At 70.1% G+C, this 14,730-nt stretch carries 14 protein-coding genes and 3 tRNA genes; 1 reads left to right on the forward strand and 16 read right to left on the reverse strand.

Translation table 11 applies throughout. From position 1 onward, the window contains the following. Positions 1–49: 49 nt before the first annotated feature. The 16 genes from rpoB to GA0070611_RS19245 form a co-directional block, all read right to left on the reverse strand. Positions 50–3,481, reverse strand: a complete 3,432-nt coding sequence (gene rpoB / locus GA0070611_RS19170; RefSeq protein WP_091666227.1) for a DNA-directed RNA polymerase subunit beta — start codon at positions 3,479–3,481, stop codon at positions 50–52. A 572-nt stretch (positions 3,482–4,053) separates the two neighbouring features. After that, a complete protein-coding gene (gene rplL / locus GA0070611_RS19175) occupies positions 4,054–4,440 on the reverse strand; it encodes a 50S ribosomal protein L7/L12 (RefSeq protein ID WP_091666229.1) in 387 nt (128 codons plus the stop codon). Positions 4,441–4,495: 55 nt separating this feature from the next. Next, positions 4,496–5,041, reverse strand: a complete 546-nt coding sequence (gene rplJ / locus GA0070611_RS19180; protein WP_091666231.1) for a 50S ribosomal protein L10 — start codon at positions 5,039–5,041, stop codon at positions 4,496–4,498. 326 nt (positions 5,042–5,367) lie between these two features. After that, the gene (locus GA0070611_RS19185) at positions 5,368–6,057 is read right to left on the reverse strand and encodes a hypothetical protein (protein WP_091666233.1); all 690 of its coding nucleotides are present in this window, start codon (positions 6,055–6,057) and stop codon (positions 5,368–5,370) included. After that, on the reverse strand, positions 6,054–7,034 hold the full coding sequence (locus GA0070611_RS19190; protein WP_091666236.1) for an ATP-binding cassette domain-containing protein: 981 nt from the start codon (positions 7,032–7,034) through the stop codon (positions 6,054–6,056). The genes GA0070611_RS19185 and GA0070611_RS19190 overlap by 4 nt, the downstream gene beginning before the upstream one ends. Before the next feature lie 77 nt (positions 7,035–7,111). Continuing rightward, on the reverse strand, positions 7,112–7,828 hold the full coding sequence (rplA, locus tag GA0070611_RS19195) for a 50S ribosomal protein L1 (RefSeq protein WP_091666238.1): 717 nt from the start codon (positions 7,826–7,828) through the stop codon (positions 7,112–7,114). 83 nt (positions 7,829–7,911) lie between these two features. Further along, the gene (gene rplK, locus GA0070611_RS19200) at positions 7,912–8,343 is read right to left on the reverse strand and encodes a 50S ribosomal protein L11 (RefSeq protein ID WP_091666241.1); all 432 of its coding nucleotides are present in this window, start codon (positions 8,341–8,343) and stop codon (positions 7,912–7,914) included. Between the two features lie 187 nt (positions 8,344–8,530). Then, on the reverse strand, positions 8,531–9,253 hold the full coding sequence (gene nusG / locus GA0070611_RS19205; protein WP_091666243.1) for a transcription termination/antitermination protein NusG: 723 nt from the start codon (positions 9,251–9,253) through the stop codon (positions 8,531–8,533). 35 nt (positions 9,254–9,288) lie between these two features. After that, positions 9,289–9,699 carry a preprotein translocase subunit SecE gene (secE, locus tag GA0070611_RS19210; RefSeq protein ID WP_091666246.1) on the reverse strand — a complete coding sequence of 137 codons (411 nt, stop codon included), beginning with the start codon at positions 9,697–9,699 and terminating at the stop codon, positions 9,289–9,291. 217 nt (positions 9,700–9,916) lie between these two features. Continuing rightward, a tRNA-Trp gene (locus GA0070611_RS19215) sits at positions 9,917–9,989 on the reverse strand. 124 nt (positions 9,990–10,113) lie between these two features. After that, on the reverse strand, positions 10,114–10,509 hold the full coding sequence (locus tag GA0070611_RS19220; RefSeq protein WP_091666248.1) for a MaoC family dehydratase: 396 nt from the start codon (positions 10,507–10,509) through the stop codon (positions 10,114–10,116). A 2-nt stretch (positions 10,510–10,511) separates the two neighbouring features. Further along, positions 10,512–10,958 carry a MaoC family dehydratase N-terminal domain-containing protein gene (locus GA0070611_RS19225; protein ID WP_091666251.1) on the reverse strand — a complete coding sequence of 149 codons (447 nt, stop codon included), beginning with the start codon at positions 10,956–10,958 and terminating at the stop codon, positions 10,512–10,514. 123 nt (positions 10,959–11,081) lie between these two features. Then, positions 11,082–11,249, reverse strand: a complete 168-nt coding sequence (gene rpmG / locus GA0070611_RS19230; protein WP_013288652.1) for a 50S ribosomal protein L33 — start codon at positions 11,247–11,249, stop codon at positions 11,082–11,084. 133 nt (positions 11,250–11,382) lie between these two features. Further along, positions 11,383–11,455: transfer RNA gene (locus GA0070611_RS19235), tRNA-Met, on the reverse strand. 25 nt (positions 11,456–11,480) lie between these two features. Then, positions 11,481–11,553 (reverse strand) — tRNA-Thr (locus GA0070611_RS19240). Between the two features lie 96 nt (positions 11,554–11,649). Next, the gene (locus GA0070611_RS19245) at positions 11,650–14,178 is read right to left on the reverse strand and encodes a putative bifunctional diguanylate cyclase/phosphodiesterase (RefSeq protein ID WP_091666254.1); all 2,529 of its coding nucleotides are present in this window, start codon (positions 14,176–14,178) and stop codon (positions 11,650–11,652) included. Between GA0070611_RS19245 and GA0070611_RS31140 the strand changes: the two genes are divergently transcribed. Continuing rightward, a complete protein-coding gene (locus tag GA0070611_RS31140; RefSeq protein WP_167604385.1) occupies positions 14,157–14,387 on the forward strand; it encodes a hypothetical protein in 231 nt (76 codons plus the stop codon). The genes GA0070611_RS19245 and GA0070611_RS31140 overlap by 22 nt on opposite strands. Positions 14,388–14,730 lie beyond the last annotated feature (343 nt).

The raw sequence follows: 14,730 nt of genomic DNA on the forward strand, positions 1-14,730 counted from the left end.
GCTAACGGGCGGGGTCGGGAGCCGGCGAACCGGCTCCCGACCGCTCACCTCAGACCTCTTCGACCGAGCTCGGCTCGCGCCGGGACAGGTCGATGCCCAGCTCCTCCGCCGCCCGGAACACCTCGTCGTCGGTCTCCCGCATCTCCAGGGCCACACCGTCGCTGGAGAGCACCTCGACGTTGAGGCACAGCGACTGCAGCTCCTTGAGCAGCACCTTGAACGACTCCGGGATGCCCGGCTCGGGGATGTTCTCGCCCTTGACGATCGCCTCGTAGACCTTGACCCGGCCCAGGACGTCGTCGGACTTGATGGTCAGCAGCTCCTGCAGGGCGTACGCGGCGCCGTACGCCTGCATCGCCCAGCACTCCATCTCACCGAAGCGCTGGCCACCGAACTGCGCCTTACCACCCAGCGGCTGCTGCGTGATCATCGAGTACGGGCCGGTCGACCGCGCGTGGATCTTGTCGTCGACCAGGTGGTTGAGCTTCAGGATGTAGACGTAGCCGACCGCGATCGGGTCCGGCAGCGGCTCGCCGGAGCGACCGTCGAACAGCTGCGCCTTGCCGGTCCGACCGATCAGCTGCTTGCCGTCCCGGTTGGGCAGGGTCGACGCGAGCAGACCGGAGATCTCCTCCTCGCGGGCACCGTCGAAGACCGGGGTGGCCACGTTGGAGTCCGGCTCGGACTCGTGCGCGTTGATCGAGCGGAGCTGGCGCTTCCACTCCTCGTCGTCGCCGTCCACGCTCCAGCCGGTCTTGGCCACCCACCCGAGGTGGGTCTCCAGGACCTGGCCGATGTTCATCCGGGACGGCACACCGAGCGGGTTCAGCACGATGTCGACCGGGGTGCCGTCCTCCAGGAACGGCATGTCCTCGATCGGCAGGATCTTGGAGATGACGCCCTTGTTGCCGTGCCGGCCCGCGAGCTTGTCACCGTCCTGGATCTTGCGCTTCTGGGCCACGTAGACCCGGACCAGCTCGTTCACGCCCGGGGGCAGCTCGTCGCCGTCCTCGCGGGAGAAGGTACGCACGCCGATGACCGTGCCGGTCTCACCGTGCGGCACCTTCAGCGAGGTGTCCCGGACCTCACGCGCCTTCTCACCGAAGATCGCGCGGAGCAGCCGCTCCTCCGGGGTCAGCTCGGTCTCGCCCTTGGGCGTGACCTTGCCGACCAGGATGTCGCCGGGGACGACCTCGGCGCCGATCCGGATGATGCCGCGCTCGTCGAGGTCGGCGAGCATCTCCTCGCTGACGTTCGGGATGTCCCGGGTGATCTCCTCCGGGCCGAGCTTGGTGTCCCGGGCGTCGACCTCGTGCTCCTCGATGTGGATCGAGGTGAGCACGTCCTGCTGCACGAGGCGCTGCGACAGGATGATCGCGTCCTCGTAGTTGTGGCCCTCCCAGCACATGAACGCCACCAGCAGGTTGCGCCCGAGCGCCATCTCGCCCTCGTCGGTGCACGGACCGTCGGCGATGACCTGACCGGCCTCGACGCGGTCGCCCTCGAAGACGACCGGCTTCTGGTTGACGCAGGAGCCGGCGTTGGAGCGGCGGAACTTGTGCAGCAGGTACGTCCGGCGGTGGCCGTCGTCCTGGTGGACGGTGATGTAGTCCGCGCAGAGGTCCTCGACCAGACCGCCGACCTCGGCGACGACCACGTCGCCGGCGTCCACGGCCGCGCGGTACTCCATGCCCGTACCGACCAGCGGCGACTCGGCCTTGACCAGCGGCACCGCCTGGCGCTGCATGTTCGCGCCCATGAGCGCGCGGTTGGCGTCGTCGTGCTCGAGGAACGGGATCATCGCGGTCGCGACGGAGGTCATCTGCCGCGGCGAGACGTCCATGTAGTCCACGGCCCCGGGCGCCACGTCCTCGGTCTCGCCGCCCTTACGACGGACGAGCACGCGGTCCTCGGCGAACGTGCCGTCGGCCTTCAACGGCGCGTTGGCCTGCGCCTTGACGAACCGGTCCTCCTCGTCCGCGGTCAGGTAGTCGATCTGGTCGGTGACCCGACCGTCGATGACCTTCCGGTACGGCGTCTCGATGAAGCCGAACGGGTTGACCCGGGCGAAGGTGGAGAGCGCGCCGATCAGGCCGATGTTCGGGCCTTCCGGCGTCTCGATCGGGCACATCCGGCCGTAGTGGGACGGGTGCACGTCGCGGACCTCGAAGCCGGCCCGCTCACGGGACAGACCACCCGGGCCGAGCGCGCTCAGCCGGCGCCGGTGGGTGAGGCCCGCCAGCGGGTTGGTCTGGTCCATGAACTGGGACAGCTGCGACGTACCGAAGAACTCCTTGATCGCCGCCACCACCGGGCGGATGTTGATCAGGGTCTGCGGCGTGATCGCCTCGACGTCCTGGGTGGTCATCCGCTCGCGGACGACCCGCTCCATCCGGGAGAGACCCACCCGGACCTGGTTCTGGATCAGCTCGCCGACGGTACGCAGGCGACGGTTGCCGAAGTGGTCGATGTCGTCGGCCTCGTAGCCCTCCTCACCGGCGTGCAGCCGGCAGAGGTACTCGACGGTGGCGACGATGTCGTCCTCGGTGAGCGTGCCGGTGGTGATCGGCACGTCCAGCTCGAGCTTCTTGTTGAACTTGTAGCGCCCGACCTTGGCGACGTCGTACCGCTTCGGGTTGAAGAAGAGGTTGTCGAGCAGGGTCTGGGCGTTCTCGCGGGTCGGCGGCTCGCCAGGGCGGAGCTTCCGGTAGATGTCGAGCAGCGCCTCGTCCTGACCGGCGATGTGGTCCTTCTCGAGCGTGGTCATCATCAGCTCGGACCAGCCGAACTTCTCGCGGATGCGCTCCGCGGACCACCCGATGGCCTTGAGCAGGACGGTGACGGCCTGCCGGCGCTTACGGTCGATGCGGACGCCGACGGTGTCGCGCTTGTCGATGTCGAACTCCAGCCAGGCACCCCGGCTCGGGATGACCTTGACGCTGGAGAGGTCGCGGTCGGAGGTCTTGTCCGGCTGCTTGTCGAAGTACACGCCCGGCGAGCGGACGAGCTGGCTGACCACGACGCGCTCGGTGCCGTTGATGATGAAGGTGCCCTTCGGCGTCATCATCGGGAAGTCACCCATGAACACCGTCTGGCTCTTGATCTCGCCAGTGGTGTTGTTGGTGAACTCCGCGGTCACGAACAGCGGCGCGCAGTAGGTCAGGTCCTTCTCCTTGCACTCCTCGATCGAGGCCTTGACCTCGTCGAAGCGCGGAGCCGAGAAGGAGAGCGACATGGTGCCGGAGAAGTCCTCAATGGGACTGATCTCGTCGAGGATCTCCGCGAGACCCGAGCGTGCGTGCGGGTCGTCCGCCGACCGGCCCTGCCAAGCCTCGTTGCCGACGAGCCAGTCGAAGGACTCGTTCTGGATGGCGAGGAGGTTGGGGACCTCGAGGTGTTCGGTAATCCGACCGAAAGAAACTCGGCGGGGCGCGAAAGCGCTCGACGTACGACTGGTCTTCGCAGGGCGGGAAGCTGCCAAGATGCGTCCTTCCGAGGACCGGTGCTGCAGAACGGCTGGTACGCGTGCACTCCAATGACCCCACCAGAATTATCCGTAAACGGACATTTCCGAGCAGGGGTCAAGTCGGAAGGCAGCGCAAACTAGCAGTGTAGCCGAGAGGCTAACCGCTGTCCAGCCCACCCCGCAGGTCATCACGGAACTTGCCTCGGGACCTCGGAAAAGGAGGTCTACCGGGCCGCTCGGAACGCGATGTTCCTGCCGGGCCGCTCGGGTGCCGCGACGCTGGTGCTGCCGCTGCCATTACCCAAGAGGTGGCCGTTGCAAGCGCGGAAGGTCTTGCTGGTGTCAGCGTGCCTGTCAGCCCGGTGCCGCGTCAAGGGCCGGTTACGCCTCGGGGTGTCTTTCCCACCGACGGGCTACCGACAGACAACCCTGTACGACCGCCGCGAGAATCCTGTACGCGCTGCTCACGCCGCTGCCCCGACCGGACCAACCACAGCGGGCGGCGATCCGTTCCCGGATCACCGCCCGCTGTGAACGCGGTGTGCCCCGACTCACGTGAGCCGGACGCGCGTCAGGTCAACGCAAGGTCACTTGAGGGTGACCTTGGCGCCCTCGCCCTCGAGCTTGGCCTTGGCCTTCTCGGCGGTCTCCTTGTTGGCCTTCTCCAGGACGGCCTTCGGAGCGGCCTCGACCAGGTCCTTGGCCTCCTTGAGGCCCAGGCCGGTCAGCTCGCGCACGACCTTGATGACCTGGATCTTCTTGCCACCGTCGGCGTCGAGGATGACGTCGAACTCGTCCTTCTCCGGCTCGGCCTCGGCGGCCGCGGCACCCGGACCGGCAGCGCCGGCGACGGCGACCGGCGCGGCGGCGGTGACCTCGAAGGTCTCCTCGAACTGCTTCACGAACTCGGAGAGCTCGATCAGCGTCATCTCCTTGAACGCGTCGAGCAGCTCGTCGGTGCTGAGCTTCGCCATGTCTGGCGTCCTTTCCTAAAGGTGAAAACTAAGAACGTGGGTGCGCCGCGGGGCCTCAGGCCGCCTCGGCGCCCTCCTTCTCGCGCTTGTCCTGCAGGGCGGCCGCCAGACGCGCGGTCTTGGCGAGCGGAGCCTGGAACAGGGCCGCGGCCTTGCTCAGGTTGCCCTTCATGGCGCCGGCCAGCTTCGCCAGCAGCACCTCGCGGGACTCCAGGTCGGCGAGCTTCGTGACCTCGGCCGCGGAGATGGCCTTGCCCTCGAAGACACCGCCCTTGATGACGAGCTTCGGGTTGGCCTTCGCGAAGTCGCGAAGCCCCTTCGCCGCCTCGACGACGTCGCCCGAAACGAAAGTCAGCGCGGTAGGACCGGTGAACAGCTCGTCGAGGCCGGAGATACCCGCGTCGCTCGCCGCACGCTTCGCCAGCGTGTTCTTCGCGACCGTGTAGGTGGTCTCCTTGCCGAGCGAGCGTCGCAGCTGGGTGAGCTGGGAAACCGTGAGCCCGCGGTACTCGGTGAGCACCGCAGCGCCCGCGTTGCGGAAGCTCTCGGTCAGCTCGGCGACGGCCGTGGCCTTGTCGGCCCGGATCGGCTTGTCCGCCATGTCCCTCCTCTCTCGTTGCTCGGAGCTGGTACGCCGAGCGCGAGCGGACGCTCGCGACGGCGGCGGAGGCATCACGACAACGAGAAAAGCCCCGGCGCAGGGCGCGCGGGGCGAGGGCCGGCGATCAGGACGCAGTCGGCGGACCACGTACAGCACCGAGTTTCGCTTGCCGCCCTGCGCGGGTCGCCCGTCATCGCGGGACCTTCGACCGTGCCAGGGCACGGTGACCAGCGGTCTCTGGGTGGAACTACGCCGCAAGGTTACGCGACGTGCCCCACTGACGCCAAATCGCCCCCGGCGTGCTCCCGGTCACCCGCCGGCCCGGCTCAGGCGCGGGTGCGCCGGCACCAGGCGTAGCCGGCGAGGACGGCCGCGGCCCAGGCCGCCGCCCAGGCCGTCAGCAGCACCCCCGAGGCGGGGGCCAGGTGCCCGGCCAGCGCCCGGGCGGTCGGCAGCACCGGCGGCGCCAGCCACGGGACCACCGAGCCGGACAGCCCCAGGACCAGGACGCCGACCGCGCCCAGGGCGAGCACCGCGACGCCGTACCCGGCGCCGCGGGTGAGCGCCCGGCTGGCCAGCGCGCCCAGCGCCAGCGCGGCCGGCAGCGCGAGCAGGTGGGCCCAGAGCCCGAGGGCCACCCCGGCGGCCACCGACCGGTCCGCCGGCCCGGCCGGGCCGGTCACCCCGCCCACCAGCCACGGCAGGACCAGCGCCACGACCACCGTGCCGAGCCCGGCCACGGCCGCCGCGAGCAGGCCCGCCGCCCACTCCCGGTACGGGCCGACGACCACCCGGGCCAGCTTGCGCTGCCCGTCCGGCTCGACGTCCAGCAGGATCTTGGTCTGCCAGGCCAGCACCGGGAAGAGCACCACCGCGGAGACGCCGTACGCCTCCGCCGGCTGGGCCCGGCCGCCGCCGTAGACCACCCCGAGCGCGAGCAGGCCGGTCAGCACCGGGGCCAGGGCCCGTCCGGTACGCAGGAAGCCGGCCAGCCGGAGCCGGGCCAGTGCGATCACCGGGCCCCCTCGGGGGCGACGACGGCTGTCTCCGGGCCGTCGGTCAGGTCGGCACCGCTCCGGTCATCGGACGCTGAAGGCGGCAGGTCGGGCACCGAGGCCGGGGCGTTGGGCACCCCGGGCGGAGAGTCGGCCGGCCCAGCCGGGACATCGGCCGACCCGGGCCGGGAATCGGACGACCCGGGCGGAGCGTCGGGCACGCCCGGCAGGGAGTCGGGACCGGGTCGCGTGGTGGCGGGCGGGACGGCGTGGTCGCGTACCCGCAGGATCTGATGGCCCTCGGCGCGCAACCGGGCGACGGTGGCGGCGACCCGCGCGGCCGGCACCGCCAGCTCGACCACGGCGGTGGCCTCGCCCCCGGACGGCGGCTGCTCGGTGACGGTGCCGTCGGCGACCGTCCAGTGCCGGGCCGCCGGGAGCCGGACCGTCTCGCCACGGTGGTCGCTGACCAGGACCGCTCCCCCGTCGGCCAGCACCTCGTCGATGATCTCCGGGACCAGCTCGCGGGCCCCGGCGTCCAGCCCTTCCCAGGGCTCGTCGAGGACGAGCAGGCCGGGCGGGCGCAGCAGGGCCTGGGCCAGGCCGACCTTCTGGGCGGTGCCCTTGGAGAGCTGCGGCAGCCGGACCCCGTGGAAGCCGGTCAGGCCGAGCCGCACCACCCAGCGCCGCACCGCCCGCTCCGCCTCCGGGCCGGAGAGCCCGGCCACCCGGCCCATCGCCGTCAGGTACGCCCCGACGGTGAAGGGCTGGTCGGCCGGGAAGCGTTCCGGCACCCAGCCGACGACGGCCGGCCGGTCGACCACCCGGCCCCGGGTGGGTCGCAGCACCCCGGCCGCGAGTTGGAGCAGGGTGGACTTGCCGGCGCCGTTGCGGCCGAGCACCACGGCCACCTCACCCGGCTCGATCCGTACGTCGGTCTCCCGCAGCACCCACGACGCGCGCCGGTGGTACCGCAGCCAGACATCTTCCAGCCGCATCGGTCGAGCGTGCCACAGCGGACAGACGGACGGGGCCCCGCCACCACAGTGGCGGGGCCCCGTCCGGGCAGTCGTGCTCAGGCCTCGGCCGGAACCTCGGCCAGGTTCTTGATCACCTTCGGGTCGACCGGGACACCCGGGCCCATGGTGGTGGTCAGGGTGATCTTCTTGAGGAAGGTGCCCTTGGCCGCGGACGGCTTCGAGCGCAGCACCTCGTCCAGCACCGCCGCGTAGTTGTCGATCAGCTGGGACTCCGAGAAGGAGGCCTTGCCGATGATCAGGTGCAGGTTGGAGTGCTTGTCCACCCGGAACGTGATCTTGCCGCCCTTGATGTCCGCGACGGCCTTGGTGACGTCCATGGTCACGGTGCCGGTCTTCGGGTTCGGCATCAGGCCGCGCGGGCCCAGGATCCGCGCGATCCGGCCGATCTTGGCCATCTGGTCGGGGGTGGCGATCGCCGCGTCGAAGTCCAGCCAACCGCCCTGGATACGGGCGACCAGCTCGTCGGTGCCCACCTCGTCCGCACCCGCGGCGGCGGCCTCCTCGGCCTTCGCGCCGGCGGCGAACACGATCACGCGGGCGGTCTTACCGGTGCCGTGCGGCAGGTTGACCGTGCCGCGGACCATCTGGTCCGCCTTGCGGGGGTCGACGCCGAGGCGCATCGCGACCTCGACCGTGGCGTCGAACTTGACGTTGGTGGTCTCCTTGGCCAGCTTGACGGCCTCGGCGGGAGAGTAGAGCTTCGACCGGTCGATGACGTCGGCGGCCTTGCGGTAGCTCTTGCTGCGCTGCATTTCTGGTTACTCCTGTGGTCTATGGCGGGCCGCGGTGTCCGCGCGCCCTCCCACGAACTGATCGGGAAAGCTGCTGACCGACGTCAGTCGTTGACGATGATGCCCATCGACCGGGCGGTGCCGGCGATGATCTTCGCAGCCTGGTCGATGTCGTTGGCGTTGAGGTCGACCATCTTCTTCTCGGCGATCTCACGAACCTGGGTCATGGTCACCGAGCCGACCTTGTCCTTCTGCGGGACGCCCGAGCCCTTGGCGACACCGGCGGCCTTGAGCAGCAGCCGGGCGGCGGGCGGGGTCTTCAGGACGAACGTGAAGGTCCGGTCCTCGTAGACGCTGATCTCGGCCGGGACGATGTCGCCCCGCTGCGCCTCGGTCTGCGCGTTGTAGGACTTGCAGAACTCCATGATGTTGACGCCGTGCTGACCGAGCGCCGGACCGACCGGCGGCGCCGGGGTGGCCTGGCCAGCCTTCAGCTGAAGCGTGAACGTCTTGACGAGCTTCTTCTTCGGAGGCATGTCTCTTCCTGGGGCTTGGAACTGGGATTTTCGCCGGCCCGCGGACGCGCACGGTCAGCGCGCTGCGGGCAGCCGACGTTCTAGGGTAGCGCAGGCTTCCGCCTGCCCCGCCGCCGAGGTCCGCCGGCGGCGAAAACGACACACCGGCGGCGGCCCCCTGAGGGCCACCGCCGGTGCCGGACGTACGTCAGATCTTGGTGACCTGGTTGAAGTTCAGCTCGACCGGCGTCTCCCGGCCGAAGATCGACACCAGCACCTTGAGCTTCTGCTGGTCGGCGTTGATCTCGCTGATCGTCGCCGGCAGCGAGGCGAAGGCACCGTCGGTGACGGTGACCGAGTCGCCGACCTCGAAGTCGAGGACCTTGATCTCGGGCTTGGCCTTCTTCTGCTCGGTCTCCACCGCCGGGGCCAGCCACTTCAGCACCTCGTCGAGGCTCAGCGGCGCCGGGCGGTCGGCCCGGTCGGTCGCCCCGACGAAGCCGGTGACCCCCGGGGTGTTCCGGACGCAGGAGTAGGACTCGGCGGTCAGCTCCATCCGGACCAGGATGTAGCCCGGGAAGACCTTCGCCTGGACCTGCGACCGCTTGCCGTTCTTGACCTCGACCTCTTCCCGGGTCGGCACCTCGACCTGGTAGATGAACTCCTCCATGTCGAGGGAGGTGATCCGGGTCTCGAGGTTGGTCTTGACCTTGTTCTCGTAGCCGGCGTACGAGTGCACCACGTACCAGTCGCCGGGCGCGTAGCGCAGCTTCTGGCGCAGCTCGGCGACCGGGTCGAAGTCCTCGTCCGGGGCCGGCTCGGTGGTCGGGAATTCCGGCTCGCTGGCGGCCTCGACCGACTCCTCGTTGGCCGCCGTCGCCACCGTGGACTGCTCGTCCGGGGTCTCGGCGGTCTCGTCGTACTCAGGCACGCTCGCTCACTTCCGTCACTATCGCTGTTGGCCTGTCAGCTCTTGCCGCCGAAGACGAACAGCACCGCCTTCGCGAAGCCGTAGTCCAGGCCGGCCACGATCGCCAGCATCACCGCGACGAAGGTGACCACCACGGCGGTATAGGTCAGCAGCTCCTTGCGGGTCGGCCAGATGACCTTACGCAGCTCCGCCACGACCTCGCGGAAGAACCGCGCGATGCGGGCGAAGAGCCCGATCCGCTCGGTGTCCTTCCGGGTCTTCCGACCCTCGGTCGACTCCGCGCGGGCCCGCTTACGGGTGGCGGTGCCACCCCGGGAGACGGGCTCGTCGTCCGCGGTGGTGGCGTCGTCGTCGGCCACGTCGTCGACGACCGTGTCGTCGACGACCGCGTCCTCGGGCAGACGCTCGTCGCCGGCGTCCTCGCCGCGCCGCTTGCTCTCGGCCACTTCGCCCTCCGTGCGGGATATCGGGTCACACGCCGGTGGGCGTGCGCAGCGTGTGTGGTCACGCCGGCCGGACCAACCGTCCCGCGACGGGCCGCGGCCGGCGGACCGGCCGGAGGGGGCCCCGAATGCCTCGGAACCACCCCGTCGGTGCCACCACCACGGGCCGGACGCCGCCGTACTGGCGGCGCGACCCACGGGATCGGTCAGGCCTGAGGCGCAGGGGTGACAGGACTTGAACCTGCAGCCTGCGGTTTTGGAGACCGCTGCTCTGCCAATTGAGCTACACCCCTGTGCGGCAACGCTCGCCCCACCCGACCATGACGGTCAGGCAGGGGTCACTTGCCCCACGGCGGACCAGTGTACGGGTAGTCGTGCGACTTTCCCAACCGGTCCTCCCCTCGCGCGTCGACCGACCTAGTCGCGCGGGGTCCGGACGGTCGCCCGGGCCTGCGACAGCACCTTCTCGCCGTGGCAGGTCGCGGTGACGTCGAGCCTGGTCAGGCCCGCCTCGGTGGTCTCCTTGACCACCGCGGTGACCACGATCTCGGTGCCCTCGTCGGTGTCCGGCACGACCACCGGGCGGGTGAACCGGACCCCGAAGTCGATCACCGCGTCGGGCGCGCCGGCCCAGGCGGCGACCGCCCGACCGACCAGCGCCATGGTGAACATGCCGTGGGCGATGACCCCGGGCAGGCCCACCTTGGTGGCGGTCCGGTCGCTCCAGTGGATCGGGTTGAAGTCGCCCGAGGCGCCCGCGTAGCGGACCAGGTCGGCCCGGGTCACCCGGAAGGTCTGGTTGGGCAGCTCCATGGTCAGGCCTCCCCGCGTACGACGATCTTGGACCAGACGGCGACCACCGGCTCGCCGGCGGCGGTGCTCACGTCGGTGCGGGTGGTCAGGAAGCCGTGCCCGCCCCGGGTGGTGACCTCCTCGATGGTGTTGACGCAGACCAGCTCGTCGCCGGCCACCACCGGCCGGGTGTACGCGAACCGCTGGTCACCGTGCACCACCCGGCTGTAGTCGACGCCCAGCTCCGGGTCCTCGACGATCTGCCGGCTGGCGGCCATGGTGACGACCACCGGGAAGGTCGGCGGGGCGACCACGTCGGGGTGCCCGAGCGCGCGGGCGGCCTCCGGGTCGTGGTGCGCCGGGTCGGTGGCGCCGATGGCCGTGGCGAACTCGCGGATCTTTTCTCGGCCCACCTGGTAGGGGGCGGTCGGCGGATAGGTCCGGCCGACGAAGGACGGGTCCAGGGACATGCCGCGAACCTACACGGAAAACACGAACGCCGATCCGTACGGGGCGGGCGGCACAGGGCCACCGTCCCTACGGATCGGCGTTCGGAGGAGCTTCGGGACCGGGCCGGCTCAGCCGGCCGTGGGTCAGCGGGTCTCGCGGTGGACCGTGTGCTTGCCGTCCCGGGGGCAGAACTTCTTCAGCTCGATGCGGTCCGGGTCGTTACGACGGTTCTTGCGCGTGATGTAGTTGCGCTCCTTGCACTCCACACACGCCAAAGTGATCTTCGGCCGGACATCGGTCGCCTTCGCCACGGCGGAGTGCCTTCCTCGCTAACGGGTAACAACTACAGCGCATGAGACTACGCGCCTACTGCGCAGACATGCAAAGTGGGCGCCTGTGGCGCCCATCCCACCGACCACCGGGGGTCAACCCGGAGGACGAGAGTAGCGGTGGCCGGACTTGAACCGGCGACACAGCGATTATGAGCCGCTTGCTCTACCATCTGAGCTACACCGCCGTGGCGGATCCAGCCGGACCCTTTGAGCCCCCTTACGGAATCGAACCGTAGACCTTCTCCTTACCATGGAGACGCTCTGCCGACTGAGCTAAGGGGGCCTACCCGATCACCCCGTGGGGTGTCGCGCAGGGGAAACAGTACACGACCTCGCCGCCGAGGTGAAATCGGATCCCCCCTTACCGCGTCGCCGCAGCTCAGGGCACCACTCGCAGGCGCGGCAGCTCGTCCACCGCGATGGTCTCCGGATCGACCTGGGCGGCGAACCAGGCCTCCAGGCGCTCGTACGGCAGCGGCCGGCTGAACAGGAAGCCCTGGCCGATCTCGCAGCCGATGTCCTGGAGCAGTTCCAGGGTCAGCTCGCTCTCCACCCCCTCGGCCACCACCGCCAGGCCGAACTGCTGGGACAGGTTCACCACCGCGTTCACGATCGCCAGGTCGCCCGGGTCGGTCGCCATGCCCTGCACGAAGGAGCGGTCGACCTTCACCTCGTGCACCGGCAGCCGGCGCAGCTGGGCCAGGGACGAGTTCCCGGTGCCGAAGTCGTCCACCGACAGGCGGACGCCCAGGTCGCGCAGGCGCCGCAGGGTGGGGATCGGGCGTTCGGTGCCGTCCAGCACCCCGGCCTCGGTCACCTCCAGGGTGAGCCGCTGGGGTGGCACGCCGTACTCCTCCAGCAGCTCCTGCACGAGCGACGGGAAGTGCTGGTCGGTCAGGCTGCGCGCGGCCACGTTGACCGCGACGGCGAGCGACTGCTTGCCGTGCTGCCAGTCCCGGCTGCGGCGCAGGCTCTCCCGGAGCACGAACTCGGTGAGCCGGCCCAGCTGGCCGGTGTGCTCGGCCACCGCCACGAAGTCGTCCGGGGCCACCGTGCCGTGCGCCGGGTGCTCCCAACGGGCGAGGCACTCCACCCCGACCAGGCGCCGGTCCCGCAGCGTGACCTTCGGCTGGAAGTAGACCTCCAGGTCGTCGTCCTCCAGCGCCCGGCGCAGGTCACCGGCGAGATCCAGCCGGCGCAGCGAGCGGGACTCCAGCGCCGGGCTGTAGAGCTGGACGTTGCCCGGGACCGACTTGGCCGCCGTCGCCGCGAGGTCCACCCGCTGGAGCAGCGCCTGGGCGTCGCTGCCGTGCTCGGGGTGCACGGCCACCCCCACGGCGGTGTCCACGTCGAGGGTCAGCGCGTCGAAGACCATCTCGTCCCGGATCTGCTCCCGCAGCTGGCCGGCCAGTTCCAGCGCCGCCTCGGTGCTCTCCAGCCGCAGCGTCACCAGGAACTCGTCGCCGCCGGCCCGGCCGACCAGGGCCGACGAGGGCGCGCAGGCCCGCAGCCGCTGGGCGACCTCGACGAGGATCTTGTCACCGGCGGCGTGGCCCAGCGTCTCGTTGACCTGGCGCAGCCGGTCGACGTCGAAGAGCAGCAGCGCCACCACCTCGCCCGGAGCGGCGATCTTGACTGCCTCGGCCACCGCCGCGCTCACCCGCCGGCGGTTGGGCAGCTTGGTCAACGTGTCGTGGTCGGCGTCGTGCCGCAGGCGGTCGACCAGGCGGGAGTTCTCCAGCGCGACCGCGGCGTGCGCGGCGACCGTCTCGACGAGGGCGATGTCCGCCGAGGTGAAGTAGTTGCCGTCGCCGAGCCGGTTGGCCACCTCCAGGGTGCCGATCACCACCGAGCCGGAACGCAGCGGCACGACCACGGCGTCCTTGACCCGCTGCTGGGTCAGGCCGGCGCGGAACTCGCCGTCCGTCGTCACCCCGTGACCGACCGCCACGGTACGCCGGACGTCGCGCACCTTGTCCCGGATCGCCTGCGGGGTGGGCGCCATGTCCAGCAGCCCTGGGTCGTCGATCCGGGCGGTGAGCAGGGTCTCCGGGTGCCGCCCCTGGGCCGGCAGCCAGAGGGTCGCGTACTCGGCCTGCATGAGGGCACGGACCCGGCCGAGGAGGACGTCCGCGAGGGTGCCGCTCTGCCCGCTCTCCACCACCGCCCGGGTCAGCTCGTAGAGATCGGTCAGGGTGCGGTGCTGCCGGAAGAACTGGGCGTAGGAGCGGTAGACCAGCGCCAGCCCCGAGCCGAGGGCCGCGAGCAGGAGCAGCGACCACCAACTGCTCCGGAGCAGGATCAGCATGATCAGGCCGACCGACACGTTGATCGCGGCGGTCAGCACCACGGTCTTGGCGCTGCGCAGAACCCCCCGGCCGGCCGGCCACCCGTGCAGCAGGGCGTGCACCGCCGCCACGCTGGTGATGCTGACCAGCATCACCATGCTCACCGCGGCGAAAATGCTGAGCCACGTCCGTGGTCCGACCCCCTGCAACGGCGGGAACGCCTGGAGGACCAGAACGGCCAGGGACGTGCCGGCGGCGGCCCGCGCGACGTTGAACCAGACCTTCGGCGCGGCGAACCGGTGCCGGACGTGCGTGATCAACGACGTCAGCGTGTAGATCGTCACGACGCTCAGCGGTGGCAGGTAGAAGAGCGCCAGCACGAGCGGCAACTCGGTCAGCGTGACGGCCACCGTCTGCCGCCGCACGACCAGGGTCATCAGCGGCAGCCCCGCCACGACCATGAGACCCAACAGGAGCGCCGCCTGCGGCCAGCGCCCGGACGGATGATCGGCGAGGAGGCCGACGACCGTGGCACAGGCCACGGCGACCAGCGCCATCGGCGCCGTGATGATCCAGGCGTCCTCAGACGACCGGCGTCGTGGCTGATCGCGACCGACCATGCCGCTCCTTCGAGCTGTCAGCGTTCAGTACGGTGCGCGACGCCAGCCGCTGCCGGGCCGGCGCGGGGCATGCGACAGCCGGGCTCAAGAAAGATGGACCGGAAGACCGGTCAGTTCCACACGAGGTCCTCGGTGACCGCGCCCCCGGTGCTGCCGTCGAAATCGACACCGCCGACACCACCGATGAGGGCGGCGAGTACAAGAAGTGAGCCAAGCAGCCGGCCCAACCTTCGACCAGACATGATTGCTCCTGTCGAGAAAGCGTCAGCGAGGATGGAGGTTCCACGATCGTGCCACACGTGAAGCACGCGCAAAAGCGGTGGAGAACCGGCCCCAGAGCCTCAGACAGGGAAATCATCCGTTCGACCGCCGCGCCCATCCCTCCGGCCCAGCATGCTGTCACGATCGGTCCCCACGCTGCTACGGAAGACGCACACTGCGACTTCCTGACCAAACCGTGCGTAAGACCGGATTCACTCACCAGGCGTCATGATCGCTGACCTTGATCACAATGGACCGCGAACCGGGGCAGTCGCGGTGACCCTCGAACAG

The organism is Micromonospora auratinigra (genome assembly GCF_900089595.1).
Classification (GTDB): Bacteria; Actinomycetota; Actinomycetes; order Mycobacteriales; family Micromonosporaceae; genus Micromonospora; species Micromonospora auratinigra.

Bases quoted from the DNA above. Each gene is read 5' to 3' on its own strand.
- GA0070611_RS19225 (WP_091666251.1), bottom strand. From the start codon at position 10,958: ATGTCCCTGGACCCGTCCTTCGTCGGCCGGACCTATCCGCCGACCGCC.
- GA0070611_RS19245 (WP_091666254.1), bottom strand. From the start codon at position 14,178: ATGGTCGGTCGCGATCAGCCACGACGCCGGTCGTCTGAGGACGCCTGG.
- rplJ (WP_091666231.1), bottom strand. From the start codon at position 5,041: ATGGCGGACAAGCCGATCCGGGCCGACAAGGCCACGGCCGTCGCCGAG.
- GA0070611_RS19220 (WP_091666248.1), bottom strand. From the start codon at position 10,509: ATGGAGCTGCCCAACCAGACCTTCCGGGTGACCCGGGCCGACCTGGTC.
- GA0070611_RS19190 (WP_091666236.1), bottom strand. From the start codon at position 7,034: ATGCGGCTGGAAGATGTCTGGCTGCGGTACCACCGGCGCGCGTCGTGG.
- rplL (WP_091666229.1), bottom strand. From the start codon at position 4,440: ATGGCGAAGCTCAGCACCGACGAGCTGCTCGACGCGTTCAAGGAGATG.
- rplK (WP_091666241.1), bottom strand. From the start codon at position 8,343: ATGCCTCCGAAGAAGAAGCTCGTCAAGACGTTCACGCTTCAGCTGAAG.
- rplA (WP_091666238.1), bottom strand. From the start codon at position 7,828: ATGCAGCGCAGCAAGAGCTACCGCAAGGCCGCCGACGTCATCGACCGG.